The following is a 21,165-nucleotide window of genomic DNA, read 5'->3' as shown; positions in this document are numbered from 1 at the left end:
GCAGGAGATCACGTGGTAACCGTAAGAGATATTAATGGATGTGGAGAAACAAGTTTACCGGTATCAATAATGGATTACCCACATTTCTTCACACCCAATGATGATGGCTTTAATGACACATGGAATATCTACGGTATCGGAGATCAACCAGAAGCAGTGATTTATATCTTTGATAGATACGGTAAGTTATTAAAACAACTAAGCCCAACAGGATTAGGATGGGATGGAACCTATAATGGTAACCCAATGCCAACCAGTGACTATTGGTTTACTGTAGATTATAGAGAACCAAATGATCCAGATAATACTAAAAAACAATTTAAGGCACACTTTACCTTAAAGCGATAAGTATTATCGAAACAACATACTATTAACTAAAAAAGCCTGAACAAATAAATGTTCAGGCTTTTTTTTATACTTATTATAAGTTTAAAGAAACGTATTAGTTTACTTCAAAAGTGATTTTTAAATTAACTCTAAAGTCAACAACTTCGCCATCTTTAACACTAGCACTTTGATCTTGTACATATACAGATCTAATGTTTTTAACGCTTTTAGAAGCATGCTTTACTGCTTTTTGGTGGTGTTTTGTTAAGTTTTATAGGGGTAGAATATATCTTGGTTGGTAATAGATTAGTTTTATCTAAATTTTTAGTACTTCTATTTTGTAATTACTATTATTTTAAATTAGGCATTAGGCATTAGGCATTAGGCATTAGGCATTAGGCATTAGGCATTAGGCATAAAAAAAACCTGAACATTCGTTCAGGTTTTTAATTTATATAAATTAAATATGGCTTATAGTTTAAACCCTAAGGTTAAAGTAATATTTGAGTTTTTAGTATCTAAGGCAACAGGGTTGGTTAAACCAACATTATAAAACTGTTCGCTTCTGTCTTGTTTAGAGCTCGTGTAAGCTAAGTCTAGGTTAGTATTACCAAAGTTGTACCCTAATCCTAATGAGTAACCTGTAAGGTCTCCTATTATAGTGTCATCAGCATATGGGCTTTCTTCTATTCTGTAGCCACCTCTAAAACTTAATTGTTTTACTTTATATTCCGCACCAATCTTGTAAGTTGAAGCAGCAGTTAACACATTTGCCATTAAAGCGTTTTCTGCGCTAAAAGCGGGGTCTGATGTTGGTTTAAATTTTGTTTTACTGTAATCACGTCTTGAATAATCTACACTAATTAAACCTTGTGTACCAAAAACATATGCTAAACTACCTGTTATTTTACTAGGTGTTTGTATTCTATAGCTTTCAAAAATATTTAAAATATTTGGGTCTACAACTTGATAAAAATCACCTAGATTTTCGTCAGAAACAAATGTTTCAACATATTGTGTTGTTTCATCTTCAAGACTCATCCATGTTGGAGACTCATAAGTTATTCCTGCTCTTAGCTCATTAGTTAATTTAAAGATTCCTCCTAACTGAAAGGAAAATCCAGATCCATTTGTGGCTAAGGTATTTTCAAATAACACTTCTTTAACTACAGATGTTGCATCATTATTAGTTTCATAAAAACTAGTAAAACGCTCATAGTTTAGAAAATGAGAATTAAGATTTAATCCAAAATATGTGTTTTCTCCATATTGTGTTCCAATGTTAAAACTTATTTTTCCATTATATCCAGTCGCGATGTAATTGTAGTCTTGCTGAAAAGAATTTCCTGCAATATTACTGCTATATAAAGTATTATCATCATTGGTGTTGGCAGGCTCTAAAATATAAGAGTCGTACCCTAAAAAAGCTTGTTGGTTAGTGTAACCATACGCGCTACCTATTTCTGAATAAGCTTGAGAGGTTGTTTCTCCTGGAAATGCTGATATCTCGTCAAATCGCAAACCTTGTGCGTTTGCAAGAAAGTATTCACCAATACTGGTGTTTCCTGTTCCGTTAGCTTTCCAGTCGTTGTCGTAATTTTTAGTAATGTCATACTCTACAGCTAAAGAAAACTTTTTCCAAGGAGAGTCTGTTTTTTTGTTTTCAAATATAAAAACACCACCACCTTGATTTAAGTTAAAATCGGAGTTTGAAGCATTTCCTCTTCCATTAAAATAATTAGTATCAGTATCTTTATTATCAACACCTAAAGAGAACGAAGCATAGCTACTTGTAAAAACAGCAGATCCTGCAGGGTTAATACTAATAGCACTTAAATCTCCTCCTAATGCTCCAAAAGCACCACTCATACTTTGAAAACGAGCTGTTCCTGAAATTTCACCAGTAGAGTATCTTAAGGCGTCATTAATATTTTGGGCTTGACTTATTGATATGGATAAGACACCCATTATTAATATGATTACTTTTTTCATAGATTTTTTTTTAATTTTTTCCTTTTCAATTTTAACCTCTTCCTCTTCTTGAACTTCCACTAGATGAAGAACTACTTCTTGAAGAAGAGCTACTTCTAGTAGAGCTTCTTGATGGAGTTGACGTTCTAGGTGTAGAATTATTAGTTCTAGGTGTAGAATTGTTTGTTCTTGGTGTTGTGCTATTACTTCTTGGTCTTGTACTAGTTCTTGGTCTAGTAGTTGTGCTAGTTCTAGGTCTAGTTGTAGTACTTGTTCTAGGTCTAGTTGTTGTGTTAGATCTTGTTCTAGTAGTTGACCTTGATCTTGTTGTTGTGCTTCTTGAGTTTATTCTTGTATTTGATAAACCATTTCTGCTTGAGTAGTTACCACGTCTTCCTGAGTTGTAAGAAATACCTCTTCTATGGTATCCATTGTTGTAAGCATAGCCGTACCCGTATCCATTACCGTAAAAAGGGTGCCCCCAATATGGGTTGTTAAATCCGTTATTCCATCCCCAGTTATTCCAACCGTATCCAAAACCAAGCCCAGCATTCCAACCCCAGTTGTTGTACCCCCATCTACTATACCCCCAAGGTCTGTTCCATCCCCAATTGTTATAACCCCAGTTATTGTAACCCCAACCAAAGTTGTTGTTAAAACCATTGTCATACACATTGATAACAACAACCTCGTTAGTTGCTCCCCAACCTGCATTTTGATTGTTTTCTTTTAAAGACTCATCATAAGATCCTTGGTAAGAGTCAATATCCGTAAATACATCATCATTATTTTGGCTGTACACTTCGGCGTCTAACGCTTTTTCTTTAAAGTAGTTAGTGTAGTAGTCATTATTGTTTTCTGCTGGTATTGCAACAGTTTCTTGTTCTACATTTTCGGTAGTAGTCCCGTAGATGCCATCACTTGTTTGTCCAACATATTGGTAAGATCCGCATGAACTTAAAGCTAAAACAGCTAAAAGAACCGTGAAAGCGGGTATTTTGTTAGATAAGTAGTTAATTAATTTCATAACGTGTTGTTTTTAATTGTTGAACATTACAAAAATAGTTAGTTTTGCTGAACTATTTTATTATTTAACATAATCACAATTTTTGTGCCAAAATACTGTATATGAGTAAAAAACTAACAAGTAGAGCTGAAAATTATTCCAAATGGTATAACGAATTGGTTGTAGAGGCTGATTTAGCTGAAAATTCGGCAGTAAGAGGCTGTATGGTTATAAAACCTTACGGCTATGCAATATGGGAGAAGATGCAAGCAGAATTAGATAAAAAGTTTAAAGAAACTGGACATCAAAACGCTTATTTTCCATTATTTGTCCCTAAAAGTCTGTTTGAAGCTGAAGAAAAGAATGCTGAAGGCTTCGCAAAGGAGTGCGCAGTAGTTACGCATTACAGACTTGAGAACGATCCAGATAAACCAGGAAAACTTAGAGTTGATCCTAATGCTAAGCTTGAAGAAGAATTAGTTGTAAGACCAACTAGTGAAGCTATTATTTGGAGCACCTTTAAAGGTTGGGTACAATCGTATAGAGATTTACCATTATTAATTAATCAATGGGCTAATGTGGTGCGTTGGGAAATGCGTACACGTCTATTTTTACGTACAGCAGAGTTTTTATGGCAAGAAGGACATACGGCACATACAACAAAACAAGAAGCGATTGCTGAAGCAGAATTAATGAATAACGTTTACGCGACGTTTACAGAAGACTTTATGGCTATTCCTGTTATTCAAGGATTGAAAACAGAAAGCGAACGTTTTGCTGGAGCTGATGAAACGTATTGTATAGAAGCTTTAATGCAAGATGGAAAAGCACTACAGGCTGGAACGTCTCACTTTTTAGGACAAAACTTTGCTAAAGCATTTGATGTGAAGTTTACATCTAAAGAAGGAAAGCAAGAATACGTATGGGCAACATCTTGGGGAGTATCTACAAGGTTAATGGGTGCACTAATTATGACACATAGTGATGATCATGGATTAGTATTACCTCCAAAATTAGCACCAAACCAAGTTGTTATTGTTCCTATATATAAGACAGACGAACAATTGGAAGCTATTACAGAAGTGGTTAATGGTATAATGACAGAGTTAAGAAGTAAAAATATTTCTGTGAAGTTTGATAATAGAGATACGTATAGACCAGGCGCTAAGTTTGCACAGCATGAACTGCAAGGTGTGCCATTAAGAATAGCGATAGGGTCAAGAGATCTAGAAAACGGTACTGTGGAGCTTGCTAGACGTGATACATTAACTAAAGAGGTTGTTGCATTAGATACTTTAACGGATAGAGTGGAAGGCTTAATGACGGAAATACAAGATACTTTGTATAAGAAAGCATTAGATTATAGAGATACGCACATCACAGAAGTAGAAACTTTTGATGAATTTAAAAAAGTTTTAGAAGAAAAGGGTGGATTTATCTCTGCACATTGGGATGGAACTGCCGAAACTGAAGATAAAATTAAAGAAATTACCAAAGCAACGATTAGATGTCTTCCTTTAGACGGAAAAATTGAAAAAGGAATTTGTGTGCTTACTGGCAGAGAATCAGCACGTCGCGTATTATTTGCAAAAGCATATTAAATTTTTTTTAATTTTTTTTGTAAAAATTGTTGCAACACTTAAATATAGTTGTATATTTGCACCCGCAATGGAAACGTTGCTAAGTTATTTGAAAGAGTTTGTAAGTTTAAAAAATATGTTTTATATTTGCGCTCTCAATAATCAAATGGCCCGTTCGTCTATCGGCTAGGACGCATGGTTTTCATCCATGTAAGAGGGGTTCGATTCCCCTACGGGCTACAATTTTTATAAAAAAAATAAGGAAACAAAAATGGCAAATCACAAGTCAACTTTAAAAAGAATCAGAAGTAACGAAGCTAAGCGTTTGTTAAATAAGTACCAACATAAGACTACACGTAACGCTATTAAAAAGTTACGTGAATTAGAAGACAAGAAAGAAGCTGAAGCTTTATTTCCTTCTGTAGTGTCTATGTTAGACAGATTAGCTAAGAAAAATGTTATTCATACTAACAAAGCTTCTAACTTAAAATCTAGTTTAGCTAAGCACGTAGCTGCTTTATAATTAGCTTTTAGTTTCTAAAAAATTATAAGTGCTTCATTTAATGGAGCACTTTTTTTATGCCTTATATTTTGGAGGTCCTTAACTAAGATTAAGTGTATTGTACTTTGGTATCGCGTTAGCGGTAGTAGTGGATAGCTTTTGGCGAGCTTGCGCTTTGAGCCAAAACTTGTAACGGATGACGCGACCTTTAGCCTGAGCTTGAATCAGGATATAGGTAACGCCCTAAAATAAAATAGAACTGGTAAGCTTCCGTGCTTGCTTTAGCGCATAAAAAAAGCCTTAACAATTGTTAAGGCTTTTTTAGTTTATGTGTTTTAGTGTCTAACCATTCATTGAGATTAAAAACTCTTCGTTGTTTCTAGTCTGTTTAAAGCGGTCGTTTATAAATTCCATAGCTTCTACAGGGTTCATGTCTGCAAGGTACTTGCGCATTACCCACATACGTTGTATGGTTGTTGCGTCTAATAAGATATCGTCACGACGTGTGCTTGATGATGTTAAATCAATTGCCGGGAAAATACGACGGTTAGATATTTTACGATCTAATTGTAGTTCCATGTTACCGGTACCTTTAAATTCTTCAAAGATAACTTCGTCCATTTTAGATCCTGTTTCTGTTAATGCTGTTGCAATAATAGTTAGTGATCCTCCATTTTCTATATTACGTGCAGCTCCAAAGAAACGTTTTGGTTTGTGTAATGCATTTGCATCTACACCTCCAGAAAGTATTTTTCCTGATGCTGGTTGTACGGAGTTGTATGCTCTGGCTAAACGTGTTATTGAATCTAATAAGATTACAACATCGTGTCCACACTCTACCAATCGTTTTGCTTTTTCTAATACGATGTTAGCAATTTTTACATGCTCATGCGCTTCTTTATCAAAAGTAGAAGCAATAACTTCTCCACGAACATTACGTTGCATGTCTGTTACTTCTTCAGGACGCTCGTCAATTAGTAATATCATTTGGTATACTTCAGGATGGTTTGCTGCAATAGCATTGGCAACATCCTTTAAAAGCATTGTTTTACCTGTTTTTGGCTGTGATACAATCATACCACGTTGTCCTTTACCTATTGGTGCAAACAAATCCATGATTCTTGTAGAAATAGTCGCTTGCTTTTCGGCAATATTGAATTTTTCTTGTGGAAACAAAGGTGTTAAATGCTCAAAAGCAACACGATCTCTAACCACATTTGGGTTTTGACCGTTTATTTTGCTTACTTTAATTAACGGGAAATATTTTTCGCCTTCTTTTGGAGGTCTTACTTGACCTAATACTGTATCTCCTACTTTTAATCCAAATAAGCGGATTTGAGATTGCGATACATAAATATCATCTGGTGATGATAGGTAGTTATAATCTGAAGAACGTAAAAAACCATAACCATCTTGCATGATGTCTAAGACCCCTTCGCTTTCTATTATTGCGTCAAATTCAAAATCTGGTTCTCTGTAACGGTTACGGTTGTCTTTGTTACCGTTATGCTGGTTACCATTTTTTTGATTTTTCTGATTTTTTTGGTTAGCATGTTTAGGACGGTTAGGCTGCTTGTTGTCGCTTTGCTTATCGTCTTTACTGTCGTTAGACTGCTTATTTTTTTGATGATTGTGAACCGGTTTTTTTGGTTGTGGTTTAGCAGGTGCTTTTGCTTTAACCTCTTTTTCACTCACTTCTTTTTTAACTAGTACTTCTGCTTCTGCTTCCGGTTTTAAATCTAATTGCGGTGGCGTAGTAGGTGCTGCTTTTTGAATAGGCTTGCTAACTCTCGCTCTTTTAGGCTTTGGAGCAGTTGGCTTATCTGTAGTTTCTGCTTTTACGGGAGCTGCCTTTTTTACTGGCGCTTTTTTAACAGGAGTATCCTCTTTTTTTACTTCTAAAACAGCTTTTGGATCTGCTGCTTGTTTATCAAGTATTTGATATACTAAGTCTAATTTTTTTAATGAACGAAACTTTGATACGCTCAGTTTTTTAGCTATATCCTGCAATTCAGGAAGCTTCATTTCTTTTAATTGTGAGATTTCAAACATTGATGTTGAATTAACTTATGTGTTGATGTAATTTGAATTGTTTATTTCTTGAAGAAAATAAGATATACTTCTGAAGAATTAACGTTCTGCTAGTGTGAGTGTTGCATTGCGTTACTGCAATTATACAACATTTATTTCAATTTTTTATTTATGTGTCTATGTTTATTCCTTTTTAATTGATGCACAGAAGTTTGTGATTGTGATTTGTTATTTATGCTAATTTTTAGTGCTAGATGTTTCTTTTATAGGAAAAGAAACTATATTTTTGTTTTTCAATATTTTGAAATTTTTATATGTTACAACGCATTCAAACTGTTTATTTATTAATTGTTGCTGTAGTTTCTGGTGGGTTAATCTTCACTTTTGATTTATGGACAACAACTAATGAAGTCGTAGTTTTTGCAAAAGATGAACTAGTTATTTTTGGTTTGTTCTTAGGATCTGCGGTGTTAGCATTAATTTCAATTTTTAGTTATAAAAATAGAAAGTCTCAATTTATGTTGGGACGACTAAATCAGATATTAAATTTAATTTTACTAGGATTTTTCGTGTACCGAACCCTAAGCGCATCTGGAGAAGCAAGTGATGTTTCTGAGAAAGGTGTTGGGATCTTCCTTCCTGTTATTTCTATCGTCTTTTTGATTTTATCAAACAGAGCCATTAAGAAGGATGAAGATCTTGTCAAATCTGTGGATCGATTACGTTAAACCTAACATCTTAGTAGTATTAGTGCGAGAAAAAACCGAAGCGAAAGCTTCGGTTTTTTTGTTTTATAGCAGTTTTATTAAGTCTTTTATTTTCTTGGGTATTCTATAACTTCTAGATTATCAATTTTTCCATTATCTATTGTAAAGCGTAACATAGTTCTCACGTTGTGAAACCCATGTATACCGATTGCGCCGGGATTCATGTGTAATAATCCTAGCTTTTTGTCTGGCATAACTTTTAGGATATGTGAGTGTCCACAGATAAAAAGTTTTGGAGGATTTGCCTTTATTTCTTCTCTAATTCTAATATTATATCTATTTGGATAACCACCAATGTGTGTAATCCAAACATCAACACCTTCAATAGTAAATCTATTGTTTTCAGGAAATTCAGCTCTAGCTTTATCATTATCTATATTTCCCCAAACGGCACGTAAAGGTTTAAGGGCTTTAATAGCATCTGTTACTTTTAGATCTCCAATATCTCCAGCGTGCCAAACCTCGTCTGCTTGTTTGACATGGTTTAAAACCGCATCATCAATATGACTGTGAGTATCGGATAGTAATAATATTTTTTTCATTTATGCTGAGTTTTTTTCAGGACGCTGCGTTTAAGTATTACTGTTGCCTGTTTTGTTTATTTTATGTAAACTATTCTTAAAAAATAAGGCTTCGGACTTTAAGCTTCTGTCTTTATATTATCTTTGCTTTTTAATATGTAAAAATACAGCTTTCTTGCGCTATTTTATAGAATTATCTTATAACGGAACAAATTATCATGGTTGGCAAAAACAACCAAACGCTATATCTGTACAAGAGGTTTTGGAAAAAGCTTTATCTACTATTCTAGGAGAAACCATTGTTGTGATGGGAGCAGGTCGTACAGATGCGGGTGTACATGCTAAACAGTTATTTGCGCATTTTGATACAGTAGTTGTTTTTAATGTAGATAAATTGCAGTATAAATTAAACTCGTTTTTACCAGAGGATATTGCTATACAATCTATTTTTAAAGTCAAGGAAGATATACATGCACGTTTTCATGCAACAAGCAGAGCGTATTTATATCGTGTAGCATTGCAAAAAAGTCCTTTTAATGTAGATCAAGCTTATTTTTTAAAGCATGCTCTGGATATTGAGAAAATGAATGAAGCGACAAAAATTTTGTTTGATTACAAAGATTTTCAGTGCTTTTCAAAAACACATACGGATGTCAAAACATACAATTGTGATATTATGGCAGCAAAATGGAAACTAATTGATGGTGAGTTACAGTTTACGATTAAAGCCGATCGCTTTTTAAGAAACATGGTAAGAGCTATAGTTGGAACATTAATTAATATTGGTGTTGGTAAGATTAAAGTTGAAGATTTACATACTATTATACAATCTAAAAACAGATGTAATGCTGGTTTTTCTGTTCCTGCAAAGGGATTATATTTAACAGAAGTCGCTTACCCTGATACAATAAAACTAAATGACTAAGACAAAAGAAAACATATTTGATTTAGAGTTGTTTAAACGCTTGTTTAAATACACAAAACCTTACAGAACCGTATTTTATGGTTTGATTTTATCTGTATTGATATTAGGCGCTTTAAGTATTGCAACGCCTGTATTACTTAGAGAAATTATTGATGAGCATTTGGTTAAAAAGGACTACAATGGTTTTGTTTATCTAATTGTTTTAATGATTGTCTTATTGGTGGCGCAAGTTGTACTTCAGTTGTTTTTTATATTCTATTCTTCATGGTTAGGATTAAAAATGGTAAAAGACATACGTGTTAAATTATTTGACCATATCCTTAGTTTTAAAATGAAATATTTTAATACCTCTTCTGTTGGTGTTTTAATTACAAGAGCGGTCACAGATATGGAGCGTATTGCTTCTGTTTTTGGGGATGGCTTATTTACAATTATCAGAGATTTACTAGTTATGGTAGTTATTTCTGGAGCTATGTTATATTACAATTGGCAGTTAAGTTTAATTGTATTTGTGACTTTACCTATTGTTTTATTTGCAACTAAAATTTTTCAACGTTACATGAAACGTGCGTTTGAAGATGTACGTAATGAGGTGTCTAACTTAAACTCGTTTGTGCAAGAGCGTGTTACGGGTATGAAAATATTACAACTCTTTACAAGGGAAGATACCGAGTATAAAAACTTTAAAGAAATTAATAATCGTCATAAAAAAGCCTGGTTAAAAACGGTTTGGTACAACTCGATATTTTTTCCGATTGCAGAATTTTTAGGATCGTTAACAACAGGTTTAGTCGTATGGTTTGGTGGTTTAAATATATTAGTTGAAGGCAGTAATGTTACGCCTGGAGATTTATTTATGTTTATTACCATGATCCCGATGTTGTTTAGACCTTTGCGTCAAATAGCAGATAAGTTTAATACGCTTCAAATGGGTATGATTGCTTCTAATCGTGTTTTTAAAATATTAGATACGACGTCTCATATTGATAATTCAGGACACTTAATAGCAGATAATTTTAAAGGCGCTATCAATTTTGATAAGGTACATTTTAGTTATGTTGAAGATGAAGAAGTTTTAAAAGGCATTAGTTTTAATGTTAATGCTGGAGATACAGTTGCAATCGTAGGTGCTACAGGAGCAGGAAAAAGTACAGTTATTAATTTATTAAATCGTTTTTACGAAATTAATTCAGGTACTATAGCTGTTGATAATACAGATATTAAGGATTATACTTTAGTTTCTTTAAGACAGCAAATAGCAGTTGTGTTACAGGATGTGTTTTTGTTTGCAGATACTATTTTAAATAATATTACATTAAATAGTCCAGGTATTACTGAAGCTGATGTTGTAAAAGCAGCCAAAGATATTGGAATACACGATTTTATTATGAGTTTGCCAAACGGTTACCATTATAACGTTAAGGAAAGAGGTGTGATGTTATCTTCAGGACAACGACAATTAATTTCTTTTTTACGTGCGTATGTAACCAATCCAAGTATTTTGGTGTTAGATGAAGCCACGTCTTCTGTGGATTCGTATTCAGAGCAATTAATACAAACAGCAACAGAGAAAATAACAAAAGGACGTACGTCTATAGTTATTGCTCATAGATTAGCAACCATCCAGAAGGCAGATAATATAATTGTTATGGATGCCGGTTTAATTGTGGAGCAAGGAACACATGACGAGTTGCTTAAAAAAGAAAATGGGTATTATAAGAATTTATACGAAGTACAGTTCTTACAAGCAGAGAAGGTGGCTTAATTTCTGCTTAAGCAGAAATGTAATTACCCTTAAGCCATATAGTAGTTATTGATTTTTAATGACTAATGTTTGATCATTATTGAAGAATAAAATCAGGTAATTTAGATTTAAATTAGCCTTAAACCGGGACACCTATTTTAGTAAGCATTTTTTTTACTTTAGAAATTTCTTCAGAAGTTTTTAGGTATGCTAAATCACGACTTTTTCCATTTTTTAATTTTAAAGTCATTCGTTTAGAACCAAAAACGGTTTTTTCTGTTAATCGTTCTATTGTTTTAATTTCAATTTTTTCTTGACTTGATTTTTTGAAAAAGAAAAAATATAAGACTACTATTGATACAATCCCTAATATTAGCCAAATGATTTGCATAAAACCAATTCCGTCTTCACTAATATAAGAGACATTAAGAAGGGCATTAACAAGATTTAGAATCATTAATGCTTTGATCATAAAATACTGGGATTTTAACCCATCTTTAATGTCAATTGTTTTGTCTTTTTGATTGTAGTTAATGTCCATTGCTATAATCTTTCAATTAATGTAAAATGTATAAGAGGTGTGTTGTTTTGACTTTTAAAGAAATAGAAACAAGACTTATTCTAAATCATTCTTCAAAATTTCTGCTAATTCAATAGAGTCCTCAAACGGAAGGAATTCTCCATTTCTAAAACAAGAAATTTGGCCTGTTTCTTCACTTACAGCAATTGCAATAGCATCTGTACGCTCCGTAACACCAACTGCTGCACGGTGACGTAAACCAAAACGTTGCGGAATGTTTTTCTCGTTATTTACAGGTAAAATAACACGTGTTGCTTTTACAATATTATCTTGTATTATAATGGCACCATCATGTAATGGGCTATTTTTAAAAAAGATACTTTCAATAATAGGTTGCGTGACTCTGATATTCATTTCGTCACCTGTATTAGCAATAAAATCAAGATTATTATTGCGTTCTAAAACAATTAAAGCACCTGTTTTAGTACTACTCATTTTATTGCAGGCAGAGATGATAGCATCTATATCTGTGGATGTACCTTGTTCTATCTTTAAAAATTTTAACTGACTTAAAAACTTACGCCTGCTGGCAAAATTGGTGCTTCCAATCATCAATAAAAACTTTCTGACTTCTTGTTGGAATACAATAATTAAGGCAATAAAACCAACACTAATAAAACCACCTAAAATTTTGGTAAGTAAGACCATTTTTAAGGCTTCTACCGTAAGGTAGATAAAATAGATAACTACAATACCAATAAAGATATTAATGGCAACAGTACCTTTGACTAGCTTGTAAACGTAATAGAGTAGCAGTGCTACTAACACCACGTCGATCATGTCTATCCAACTGAATTTTAAAATGTCTTTAAATATTTCCAAGGGAAAAGTGTTTTTGTAAATTTAATATAATTGGGTTAAAAGATATGCTCGATTTTATTAATAACAGTTCTTTCATTTTTGAAATGCAATAATTTTGATTTTATAGATATGTAATCTTGAAAATTTAAACTTTTATTGAAACCTATTTGCAGATTATAAAAGTCGCCTCCATGTTCCTTATCGTCAAGATTAAAAACATTAAGTGTTTCTTTTAGGTAATCATTTAATTTGTCCAAATTCGTTTCTCCTGAAATCATAAAAGAATTTAGAGTAATATCTTCAAGACTATTAATAATAAGATTTATGCCAAAAGAATTATCATCTATTTCAATATCTTCATATTTGGTTTCAGTGTAAATTAAACGATACTCAACATCAGTAAAATCAATAAACCCTAAATTTTTAATGCTCGTATCATTACAAGTATAATAATTTCTAGCTTTTTCATTTTTATGCATAGTTGCATTACGCTTTTTCTCTTGTAATTTTATTATTGATGGTAACGCTTGTTCTAGCGTTAAACGTTTGTCAACATTAAATAGCCAGTTTGTAGATATAATTAAGTTTTTTCGATTTAATTCAACACTGTCTTGCTTGGTTTCATCATAAAAAATATAGGCAGGCGAGACGTCTAAAACTTCTGTTATGTCTGCATTTTGTATTTCTGGTAGTTCCAGTACTTTTTCATTTCCGCAGGAAAAAAACAAAAACAATACGCTAATAAATAATAATCTGTTAAGCATGTAATTGATTGTAAAGTGTGATACATTCTTGGGCTTCTTTAACATCATGCACGCGCAGTATTTTAGCGCCTTTTTGCAAAGCAATCATGTGTAAAGCAGTGGTCCCATTTAAGGCGTTATTTGCTGTAGTGTCTAACGTTTTGTAAATCATAGATTTTCTGGATAGACCAGCTAGTAATGGTAATTCGGTAATATTTAAAAGTTCAAAATTATTTAGTAGTTCAAAATTCTGTTCTAATGTTTTAGCAAAACCAAAACCAGGATCTAAAACTAAATCAATAATGCCTAAAGCACGAGCTGTTGCAATACGCTCTGAAAAATAAAAGTTTATGTCTTTGACTAAATTATCATAAACCGTCATTGTTTGCATGGTTTGAGGCGTACCTCGCATATGCATCATAATATAAGGGACATGTAAATCAGCGATGGATTGCAGCATGTTGTTATCTAAATGACCTGCCGAAATATCGTTAATCAAAGCAGCTCCCGCCTCAATAGTTGCTTTCGCAATAGTACTTCTAAACGTGTCTACTGAAATATTGATGCTAGGAAAATTACTAACCAGAAGTTTGATTATTGGTAAAATACGCTGCAATTCTTCGTCTTCAGACACAAACGGCGCATTTGGTCTAGAACTATAAGCACCAATATCTATAAAAGTAGCGCCTTGATCTAGCATGTTTTTGACTTGATTCAAAATAGAAGTTTCGTCTTTATAACGTCCGCCATCAAAAAAAGAATCGGGTGTAACATTTAAAATACCCATTACTTTTGGAGTACTTAAATCTATAAGTTTGCCTTTACAATTTATTGTCATTTGTACACTTATATGTGGTGTTGGGATAAGCTTAGTAAAACTTTAAACCCTAAACCTTGACGTTTAAATAATTTTATGCGAAATTTACGCAAAATTCAATTAGAGTTTATCAAATATGCAAGATACTTCAAAACAATACGATGCTGTTATAAAAACCTGTCGCGACCTTTTTATTAATAAAATGACGGATTACGGAAGTGCTTGGCGCATTTTACGTTTACCATCTTTAACAGATCAGATTTTTATAAAGGCGCAACGTATTAGAGGTCTGCAACAAAATGATGTGCGTAAAGTTGACGAAGGCGAGCAAAGCGAATTTATCGGGATTATTAACTATTGCATTATGGCTTTAATCCAGTTAGAAAAAGGCGTGGTAGAGCAACCGGATTTGGAAGTAGAAGAAGCTACGGTTTTATACGATGCACAGGTCAAAGCAACAAAGCAGTTAATGCAAGACAAAAACCATGATTACGGAGAAGCTTGGAGAGATATGCGTGTAAGTAGTTTAACGGATTTAATTTTACAAAAATTATTACGTGTTAAGCAAATTGAAGACAATTCAGGAAAAACAATTGTAAGCGAAGGGATAGATGCTAATTATCAAGACATGATTAATTACGCCATTTTTGCCATGATACATTTAACTAATGACTAAAATTCCAAAAAACAAAAACTAAATTCCAAATAGATTGCGTACTACAAAAACTTTTAATTTAGAAGATAGAACTTACGAGTTTGCAAGGGATTGTCGTTTTTTGGTTAAGGATTTAAATAGAACAATTTCTAATATAGAAGATGGGAAACAATTGGTTAGGTCTTCGGGCTCAGTAGGTGCTAATTATATTGAAGGAAATGAGAAATTAGGAAATAAAGATTTAATATTTAGAATTAAAATTTCAAGAAAAGAAGCTAAAGAAAGTGAATATTGGCTAAAACTTTTGAAAGATTTGAATAAAGGAGAGTCAAACAGAATAGAAACATTAATAATAGAAGCAAACGAAATTAGAAAAATACTATCTGCAATAATTAATAAATTAACATAATTTCGAATTTGTTTTTTTTAATTTGTTAAGCAGCGTATTTTGGAATTTAGTTGTTGGAATTTGATATTTATATATAGTTATGAAATACATAGTCGGTTTTTTAAGAATATTTGTTGGTATATTTTTTATTATTTCGGGATTTATAAAGCTTAATGATCCTATTGGATTTGCTTTTAAATTAGAGGAGTATTTTGGTCCAACCGTTTTAGATTTACCATTTTTTATTCCTTATGCTTTAGGGATTTCAATAATAGTAGTTGTTTTTGAAGTGCTTTTAGGTATCTTTTTAATTATTGGATACAAGCCTAAATTCACGATTTGGAGTTTATTATTAATGATTATCTTTTTTACATTCTTAACCTTTTACTCAGCGTATTTTGATAAAGTAAAAGACTGTGGATGCTTTGGTGATGCCATGAAGATGGACCCATGGGAAAGCTTTGGTAAAGACGTTTTTCTGTTAGTTTTAATTCTAATTATTTTCTTCGGAATAAAACACGTCAAACCATTTTTTGGCAAGTTAACCACAACCATACTGTCTTTATTAAGTTTTATAGCATGTTTAGGATTTGCATACCATGTATTAATGCATTTACCATCAATTGACTTTAGACCTTTTAAAATAGGAAATAACATTACAGATAACATGATTGTTCCAGAAGGTGCACCACAACCTGTAATAGAATACACTTGGGTATTTGATGAGAACGGTACAGAAAAGGCATACATGACAAGCGGATCATATCCAGAATCTACAGGTACATATGTAGGTGTAACTACTAAAACAATATCTGAAGGTTATGAGCCACCAATCCATGATTTTTCAATAGAAAAAGATGGTGAGGACTTTACGAAAGATATTTTAACAAGACCGCACGTGTTACTAATTGTTAATTATAATTTGGCAATATCAGAAACAGAGGGTTTAAAAGCTATAAAAATAGCATCGGATATGGCAAATGCTAACGGTTATGATGTTATTGGTTTAACAGCTTCTGGAGAGGATAAAGTAGCGCAAGTTAAGTCTGATTACAAGTTAGATTTTGATTACTATTTCTGTGATGAAACTGCTTTAAAAACAATCATCCGCTCTAATCCAGGATTATTAAAATTAGAAAAAGGAACCATTATCCAAAAAGTACATTGGAATGATATTGACCAATTAGCATTGCCTAAAGTTGATCGTCCAGCTCCTAAAGTAGTTCAGGAGGTTGCTGCTTATTTTATTGATGACGCTTTGGCAACAAAAGCAGAGACAGAGGCTTTGGATCCAGAAACTATTGAGAGAATGGATGTATTTAAAGACAGAACACAATTGGACTCATTAAATATAGACACACAAAAAAATATTACGAGTGTGATTAAAATTACGCTTAAAAAATAAGAAACTCACTTCGAGTGTTTTGTGAGGCACGAGCAAAATGTATCGAGAAGCACATTATTTTGTAAAGCAGTAGAACAACGTATCTAAAATAAATAAAACAATCTGATAACCTATTTACTAAATAAAACCCTGTATGCATTACTCACCTTATTTGGTGTGGTAACTGTTATATTCCTCTTATTTAGTGTCCTTCCAGGAGATCCAGCACAAATGATGTTGGGTCAAAACGAGGATAGTCAGCAATTAGCCATTATTAAAAAAAAGTATGGTTTTGATAAGCCTGTTGCGACGCAGTATTTTTATTATTTAAACGATTTGTCACCAATCTCATTTCATTCTAAAACAGAAGGTGACTATACCTATTTAAGTCAAAATAAATACTCAGCAACACAACTGTTTGCAATAGGTAACACAACTACAGTTATAAAATTTCCGTACTTACGGGAATCTTTTACCAAACAAGGTAAAAAAGTAAGCCAAGTATTATCAGAGACTTTGCCAAATACGTTTGTGTTAGCAGTTTCGGCAATATTAATCGCAATCTTTTTAGGTGTAATATTAGGCGTACTTTCAGCATTAAAAAAAGACACATTTTTAGATAAAATAATTCAAATATTAAGTACCTTAGGGATGAGTGTACCATCCTTTTTTAGTGCCATATTATTTGCATGGTTATTTGGTTTTGTATTACATAAATACACCAATCTAGAAATGACAGGTAGCCTTTACGAGTTGGATGATTTTGGCGAAAAAATGCACATTAAATGGAAAAACTTAATCCTGCCAGCAATTGTTTTAGGGATTAGACCATTAGCAGTCGTGATACAATTAATGCGTAACTCCTTATTAGAAGTCTTTAATCAAGATTATATCAGAACAGCCAGAGCAAAAGGCTTATCAGAGTTTCAAATAATAAAAAAACACGCCATTAAAAATGCTTTAAATCCTGTAGTAACAGCAATCTCAGGGTGGTTTGCAAGCATGCTAGCAGGCGCAGTGTTTGTGGAGTATATTTTTGGATGGAACGGATTGGGTAAAGAAATCGTAAATGCGCTTAACACCTTAGATTTACCTGTAATTATGGGTTCTGTGTTAATTATCGCCTTACTATTCATTATAATTAATATTTTTGTAGATATAATATACACTTGGTTAGATCCAAAAGTTAAATTAGAATAAAACACAACGTCATGAGAAAAAACATAGTAGCCGGAAATTGGAAAATGAATAATGATTTACCACTATCAGAAGCATTAATTTCAGATTTAAAAAGACAAACAAAAACATCTAATGCAGAGGTTATGATTGCGCCAACATTTACCAACTTATGGCATGCTTTTGAAGCTACACGACATGACGATATAGAAGTAATAGCGCAAAACATGCACTTTGCAGAAAACGGAGCTTATACAGGAGAGGTCAGCGCAGACATGCTTAAAAGCGTAGGGATAAAAACGGTGATTCTAGGACACTCAGAGCGTCGTGCGTATTTTAACGAAGACGATGCTATTTTAGCTAAAAAAGTAGATCAAGCCTTATCAAAAGATTTGCGTGTCATTTTCTGTTTTGGAGAAGAACTAGCAGACCGTAAAGCTGCAAATCATGAAGCAGTAGTGGAAAGTCAAATCAAAAACGCATTGTTTCATTTAGACGCTTCGGCATTCAAAAATATCGTGTTGGCTTATGAGCCTGTATGGGCAATTGGAACTGGCGAAACAGCAAGTCCAGAACAAGCACAAGACATGCACAAATTTATCCGTAAAACATTAAATGACAAATACGGTAACCAAGTGGCGGACGACATGACTATCCTTTACGGTGGTAGTGTAAAACCTGCAAATGCCAAAGAGATTTTTTCAAAACCAGACGTAGATGGTGGATTAATTGGTGGAGCAGCCTTAAAAGCTGAAGATTTTTACGCGATTGTAAACGCCTTTTAAACACAAACAATATTCAAAATAATTTGGGCGTTACCACAAGGGTCGCGTCTTCCGTTATATCTTTTTTTGCCATATATGGCAGCAAAAAAAGGATGCCACTACAACCGCTAACGCAGGCTAATCTGCAAAATACAGTACAAATTAAAATGTCAAATATTATTTACATAGGGTATTACTTTAAAGTGCAACCAATGCAACCAGGAACAGAAATTCTTATTGCAGAATTAGGTTACGCAGGATTTGAAAGTTTTGTAGAGACCGAAGAAGGCGTTACAGCATACATCCAAAAAGAAGAGTATTACGATACTATTTTGGACGATATCCAAATATTAAAGTCAGACGAGTTTAAAATCACATATACCTTTGACGAAATTGAGCAAACCAATTGGAACGAAGAGTGGGAGAAAAACTTTAACCCAATAGTAGTCGATGATCTGTGTGCAGTACGTGCACCATTCCATGACAAGTTTGATACAGAATATGATATTATCATCGAGCCAAAAATGAGTTTTGGAACAGGGCATCATGAAACCACACACATGATGATCCAGCATATTCTTAAAAACGATTTTGAAGGCAAGTCCGTTTTAGATATGGGATGCGGTACAGCTGTTTTAGCGATACTAGCAGAGATGAAAGGTGCAAAACCATTAGATGCTATAGATATTGATAACTGGTGCTACTTAAATAGCTTAGAAAACGTGGAGCGTAACAATTGTAAACATATTTCTGTTTATGAAGGGGAAGCAGCGCTTTTAAAAGATAAAAAGTACGATACCATTATAGCAAACATTAATCGTAACATCTTATTAAACGACATTGCAACATATTCAAAATGTATTGATGCAAAAGGAACCTTGTTTTTAAGTGGTTTTTACCAAGAAGACATCCCAATGATAGAAAAGGAGTGTAACGATAACCAGCTTGTTTTAAAAGATACATTAACAAGAAATAATTGGGTTGCACTTAAATTTGAAAAGCAATAAATCAGAGCTAAAAATCTAGTTTTATTATTAATAAAATAGCGTTTTAACATTTTTAATGTTAAAACGCTATTTTTTGTGGTAAAAACCGCAACATTCTTCTTTTTTAATCATTTACCTTTGACTTGATAATTATCTCACATTTGGTTAATAGCAAAATACCCTTAAACTAACGTTTAAAGATCATGTGAAACATTTTACGTAAAGCAAACCATTTATTAATTTAAAATTCAACCAAAATGAACAAAATTAAATTTATGGCTCTAGCCAGCCTGTGTTTTATTTTAGGATTACAATCCTGTCAAAAAGAAGAAACAACCTCTATTGAAGAAGAAGCAATAGCAAAAAAAGAAATTTCGGCAAAAGTATTAGAAAAGTTAGCCAATGCGCAAATCAACACTAATAATGTCAAACTAGTCGATTTTTTATTACCCGACGGTACCACAAAAGAAATGATTGAGGTAGAAGGTGATATTTTTATGAGTGAAGAAGAAGTCTTAAGTCTTGAAGACGACGCTTCTACAGATCGAAACTATCGTACAAACAACCTAGTTTCTCAAGGTAAAACCATTACAATTATTGGTTATACAGGAGGTAGCAATGCGTTGTCTTCAAAAGAGAGAACAGCTTTACAATGGGCTGTTAATAATTATAATGCATTAAGCGGAGTTTCAATTTCGTTTCAATTAACATTCGGAACCAACTACCAATCTAAAGACATGGTAGTGTATCATAACCCAAATGAGTCTGGTTCTGGTGGATCGGCAGGTTTTCCCAGTAATGGTAACCCAAATAAATTTGTACAATTGTACGGTTTAGATAGTTATGATACTAATGTAGTAGAGCATGTTATTACTCATGAAATTGGACATTCTATTGGATTTAGACACACAGATTGGTTTAACAGAGCTAGTTGTGGTCAAAACCAAAATGAAGGTGCAGGATCTATCGGAGCAATTGATTTAGGTGGAAATGATCCAGCGACGTCTGTAATGTTAGCTTGTTTTAGTACAAGTGAAGATGGAGAGTTTGGTACTGATGATGTTAATGCATTACGTATAATGTATTAATATTTAGTTAAATACGTATTAAAAAGGCTTCTGTTGCAACAGAAGCCTTTTTTTATGTCTAATAATTTTTTACTTTTATACCAAAAAGAAGTACGTATGAGTACAAAAGAGAAAATACAAGAACAACACGAGGTCGATACTTTAGAGAAGCCAAACAATGAAATTGTTGTTTATAACGATGATGTAAATACATTTGATCATGTCATAGATAGTTTAATTTATGCCTGTGATCATACACCAGAGCAAGCAGAGCAATGTACTATTTTAGTGCATTATAAAGGACAATGCACGGTTAAAACAGGTGCTTATAAAGAGTTGGAACCACGATGCACAATGCTGCTAGAAGCAGGGTTAAGTGCAGAAATTATTTAAAAAAAAAGAGTCTTTAATTATAAAGACTCTTTTTTTT

22 protein-coding genes, 1 tRNA gene and 1 pseudogene are annotated in these 21,165 nt (G+C 33.1%); 15 read left to right on the top strand and 9 right to left on the bottom strand.

The annotated features are described in order from the left end of the window. The coding region (locus tag BMZ09_RS10115; RefSeq protein WP_143067809.1) for a T9SS type B sorting domain-containing protein at positions 1-348 on the top strand (348 nt) is incomplete at its 5' end. Between the two features lie 94 nt (positions 349-442). Here BMZ09_RS10115 and BMZ09_RS10110 read toward each other — a convergent pair. From BMZ09_RS10110 to BMZ09_RS10100, 3 genes and pseudogenes are all read right to left on the bottom strand, one after another. Continuing rightward, positions 443-580: pseudogene (locus BMZ09_RS10110) on the bottom strand (dodecin family protein); the annotation flags it as partial. A 218-nt stretch (positions 581-798) separates the two neighbouring features. Then, entirely contained in the window at positions 799-2,319 is a 1,521-nt protein-coding gene (locus BMZ09_RS10105; RefSeq protein ID WP_090840139.1) for an OmpP1/FadL family transporter, read from the bottom strand. A 31-nt stretch (positions 2,320-2,350) separates the two neighbouring features. Further along, positions 2,351-3,325 carry a hypothetical protein gene (locus tag BMZ09_RS10100; RefSeq protein ID WP_090840106.1) on the bottom strand — a complete coding sequence of 325 codons (975 nt, stop codon included), beginning with the start codon at positions 3,323-3,325 and terminating at the stop codon, positions 2,351-2,353. Positions 3,326-3,426: 101 nt separating this feature from the next. On the opposite strand from BMZ09_RS10100, the gene proS reads away from it, so the two are divergent. The 3 genes from proS (at position 3,427) to rpsT (ending at position 5,407) form a co-directional block, all read left to right on the top strand. Continuing rightward, positions 3,427-4,905, top strand: coding sequence for a proline--tRNA ligase (proS, locus tag BMZ09_RS10095; RefSeq protein ID WP_090840104.1), 1,479 nt, complete (start codon positions 3,427-3,429; stop codon positions 4,903-4,905). A 147-nt stretch (positions 4,906-5,052) separates the two neighbouring features. Further along, positions 5,053-5,124, top strand: a tRNA-Glu gene (locus tag BMZ09_RS10090). Positions 5,125-5,155: 31 nt separating this feature from the next. Further along, positions 5,156-5,407 carry a 30S ribosomal protein S20 gene (gene rpsT, locus BMZ09_RS10085; RefSeq protein ID WP_028282655.1) on the top strand — a complete coding sequence of 84 codons (252 nt, stop codon included), beginning with the start codon at positions 5,156-5,158 and terminating at the stop codon, positions 5,405-5,407. Positions 5,408-5,728: 321 nt separating this feature from the next. Here the strand turns inward: rpsT and rho are convergent, their stop codons facing one another. Further along, positions 5,729-7,438, bottom strand: coding sequence for a transcription termination factor Rho (gene rho, locus BMZ09_RS10080; protein ID WP_090840101.1), 1,710 nt, complete (start codon positions 7,436-7,438; stop codon positions 5,729-5,731). Between the two features lie 293 nt (positions 7,439-7,731). Here rho and BMZ09_RS10075 point away from each other — a divergent pair, with 293 nt between their 5' ends. Beyond that, positions 7,732-8,145 carry a DUF4293 domain-containing protein gene (locus tag BMZ09_RS10075; RefSeq protein WP_090840099.1) on the top strand — a complete coding sequence of 138 codons (414 nt, stop codon included), beginning with the start codon at positions 7,732-7,734 and terminating at the stop codon, positions 8,143-8,145. Between the two features lie 86 nt (positions 8,146-8,231). Here BMZ09_RS10075 and BMZ09_RS10070 read toward each other — a convergent pair whose 3' ends face one another. Further along, positions 8,232-8,726: a metallophosphoesterase family protein gene (locus BMZ09_RS10070; protein ID WP_090840097.1), complete on the bottom strand. Its 495-nt coding sequence runs from the start codon at positions 8,724-8,726 to the stop codon at positions 8,232-8,234. A 154-nt stretch (positions 8,727-8,880) separates the two neighbouring features. On the opposite strand from BMZ09_RS10070, the gene truA reads away from it, so the two are divergent. Together truA and BMZ09_RS10060 are read left to right on the top strand one after the other, a co-directional pair. Continuing rightward, on the top strand, positions 8,881-9,630 hold the full coding sequence (truA, locus tag BMZ09_RS10065; RefSeq protein WP_090840095.1) for a tRNA pseudouridine(38-40) synthase TruA: 750 nt from the start codon (positions 8,881-8,883) through the stop codon (positions 9,628-9,630). Continuing rightward, entirely contained in the window at positions 9,623-11,395 is a 1,773-nt protein-coding gene (locus tag BMZ09_RS10060; RefSeq protein ID WP_090840093.1) for an ABC transporter ATP-binding protein, read from the top strand. The genes truA and BMZ09_RS10060 overlap by 8 nt, the downstream gene beginning before the upstream one ends. A 118-nt stretch (positions 11,396-11,513) precedes the next feature. Here BMZ09_RS10060 and BMZ09_RS10055 read toward each other — a convergent pair whose 3' ends face one another. From BMZ09_RS10055 to folP, 4 genes are all read right to left on the bottom strand, one after another. Then, the gene (locus tag BMZ09_RS10055; protein ID WP_090840090.1) at positions 11,514-11,915 is read right to left on the bottom strand and encodes a hypothetical protein; all 402 of its coding nucleotides are present in this window, start codon (positions 11,913-11,915) and stop codon (positions 11,514-11,516) included. Positions 11,916-11,990: 75 nt separating this feature from the next. Then, positions 11,991-12,776, bottom strand: coding sequence for a diadenylate cyclase CdaA (gene cdaA / locus BMZ09_RS10050; RefSeq protein WP_245741128.1), 786 nt, complete (start codon positions 12,774-12,776; stop codon positions 11,991-11,993). Positions 12,777-12,811: 35 nt separating this feature from the next. Then, a complete protein-coding gene (locus tag BMZ09_RS10045) occupies positions 12,812-13,519 on the bottom strand; it encodes a hypothetical protein (RefSeq protein ID WP_090840088.1) in 708 nt (235 codons plus the stop codon). Next, the gene (gene folP / locus BMZ09_RS10040) at positions 13,512-14,336 is read right to left on the bottom strand and encodes a dihydropteroate synthase (protein WP_090840086.1); all 825 of its coding nucleotides are present in this window, start codon (positions 14,334-14,336) and stop codon (positions 13,512-13,514) included. Before folP ends, BMZ09_RS10045 begins: the two co-directional genes overlap by 8 nt. Before the next feature lie 115 nt (positions 14,337-14,451). Between folP and BMZ09_RS10035 the strand changes: the two genes are divergently transcribed. From BMZ09_RS10035 to BMZ09_RS10000, 8 genes are all read left to right on the top strand, one after another. Continuing rightward, entirely contained in the window at positions 14,452-14,991 is a 540-nt protein-coding gene (locus BMZ09_RS10035; RefSeq protein WP_090840084.1) for a DUF1599 domain-containing protein, read from the top strand. Between the two features lie 34 nt (positions 14,992-15,025). After that, positions 15,026-15,379 carry a four helix bundle protein gene (locus tag BMZ09_RS10030; RefSeq protein WP_090840083.1) on the top strand — a complete coding sequence of 118 codons (354 nt, stop codon included), beginning with the start codon at positions 15,026-15,028 and terminating at the stop codon, positions 15,377-15,379. A gap of 79 nt (positions 15,380-15,458) precedes the next feature. Further along, positions 15,459-16,763: a BT_3928 family protein gene (locus BMZ09_RS10025; RefSeq protein WP_090840081.1), complete on the top strand. Its 1,305-nt coding sequence runs from the start codon at positions 15,459-15,461 to the stop codon at positions 16,761-16,763. A 102-nt stretch (positions 16,764-16,865) separates the two neighbouring features. Further along, positions 16,866-17,942: an ABC transporter permease gene (locus BMZ09_RS10020; RefSeq protein ID WP_090840078.1), complete on the top strand. Its 1,077-nt coding sequence runs from the start codon at positions 16,866-16,868 to the stop codon at positions 17,940-17,942. 11 nt (positions 17,943-17,953) lie between these two features. Continuing rightward, positions 17,954-18,703, top strand: a complete 750-nt coding sequence (gene tpiA, locus BMZ09_RS10015) for a triose-phosphate isomerase (RefSeq protein WP_090840076.1) — start codon at positions 17,954-17,956, stop codon at positions 18,701-18,703. A 146-nt stretch (positions 18,704-18,849) separates the two neighbouring features. Next, positions 18,850-19,689: a 50S ribosomal protein L11 methyltransferase gene (prmA, locus tag BMZ09_RS10010; protein ID WP_090840135.1), complete on the top strand. Its 840-nt coding sequence runs from the start codon at positions 18,850-18,852 to the stop codon at positions 19,687-19,689. Between the two features lie 236 nt (positions 19,690-19,925). Next, entirely contained in the window at positions 19,926-20,756 is an 831-nt protein-coding gene (locus BMZ09_RS10005) for a M57 family metalloprotease (RefSeq protein WP_090840073.1), read from the top strand. 96 nt (positions 20,757-20,852) lie between these two features. Further along, the gene (locus tag BMZ09_RS10000; RefSeq protein WP_090840133.1) at positions 20,853-21,128 is read left to right on the top strand and encodes an ATP-dependent Clp protease adaptor ClpS; all 276 of its coding nucleotides are present in this window, start codon (positions 20,853-20,855) and stop codon (positions 21,126-21,128) included. Positions 21,129-21,165: the final 37 nt, after the last annotated feature.

It is taken from the genome of Olleya namhaensis (assembly GCF_900114005.1).
Lineage (GTDB): Bacteria > Bacteroidota > Bacteroidia > Flavobacteriales > Flavobacteriaceae > Olleya > Olleya namhaensis.
Note: the sequence above shows the minus strand (reverse complement) of the source record. Positions and strands in the feature narration are given on the sequence as shown.

Bases quoted from the DNA above. Each gene is read 5' to 3' on its own strand.
- BMZ09_RS10005 (WP_090840073.1), top strand. From the start codon at position 19,926: ATGAACAAAATTAAATTTATGGCTCTAGCCAGCCTGTGTTTTATTTTA.
- BMZ09_RS10000 (WP_090840133.1), top strand. From the start codon at position 20,853: ATGAGTACAAAAGAGAAAATACAAGAACAACACGAGGTCGATACTTTA.
- proS (WP_090840104.1), top strand. From the start codon at position 3,427: ATGAGTAAAAAACTAACAAGTAGAGCTGAAAATTATTCCAAATGGTAT.
- BMZ09_RS10060 (WP_090840093.1), top strand. From the start codon at position 9,623: ATGACTAAGACAAAAGAAAACATATTTGATTTAGAGTTGTTTAAACGC.
- rho (WP_090840101.1), bottom strand. From the start codon at position 7,438: ATGTTTGAAATCTCACAATTAAAAGAAATGAAGCTTCCTGAATTGCAG.
- BMZ09_RS10075 (WP_090840099.1), top strand. From the start codon at position 7,732: ATGTTACAACGCATTCAAACTGTTTATTTATTAATTGTTGCTGTAGTT.
- BMZ09_RS10055 (WP_090840090.1), bottom strand. From the start codon at position 11,915: ATGGACATTAACTACAATCAAAAAGACAAAACAATTGACATTAAAGAT.
- BMZ09_RS10045 (WP_090840088.1), bottom strand. From the start codon at position 13,519: ATGCTTAACAGATTATTATTTATTAGCGTATTGTTTTTGTTTTTTTCC.
- BMZ09_RS10025 (WP_090840081.1), top strand. From the start codon at position 15,459: ATGAAATACATAGTCGGTTTTTTAAGAATATTTGTTGGTATATTTTTT.
- tpiA (WP_090840076.1), top strand. From the start codon at position 17,954: ATGAGAAAAAACATAGTAGCCGGAAATTGGAAAATGAATAATGATTTA.
- BMZ09_RS10100 (WP_090840106.1), bottom strand. From the start codon at position 3,325: ATGAAATTAATTAACTACTTATCTAACAAAATACCCGCTTTCACGGTT.
- prmA (WP_090840135.1), top strand. From the start codon at position 18,850: ATGTCAAATATTATTTACATAGGGTATTACTTTAAAGTGCAACCAATG.
- BMZ09_RS10105 (WP_090840139.1), bottom strand. From the start codon at position 2,319: ATGAAAAAAGTAATCATATTAATAATGGGTGTCTTATCCATATCAATA.
- BMZ09_RS10035 (WP_090840084.1), top strand. From the start codon at position 14,452: ATGCAAGATACTTCAAAACAATACGATGCTGTTATAAAAACCTGTCGC.
- rpsT (WP_028282655.1), top strand. From the start codon at position 5,156: ATGGCAAATCACAAGTCAACTTTAAAAAGAATCAGAAGTAACGAAGCT.
- folP (WP_090840086.1), bottom strand. From the start codon at position 14,336: ATGACAATAAATTGTAAAGGCAAACTTATAGATTTAAGTACTCCAAAA.
- BMZ09_RS10070 (WP_090840097.1), bottom strand. From the start codon at position 8,726: ATGAAAAAAATATTATTACTATCCGATACTCACAGTCATATTGATGAT.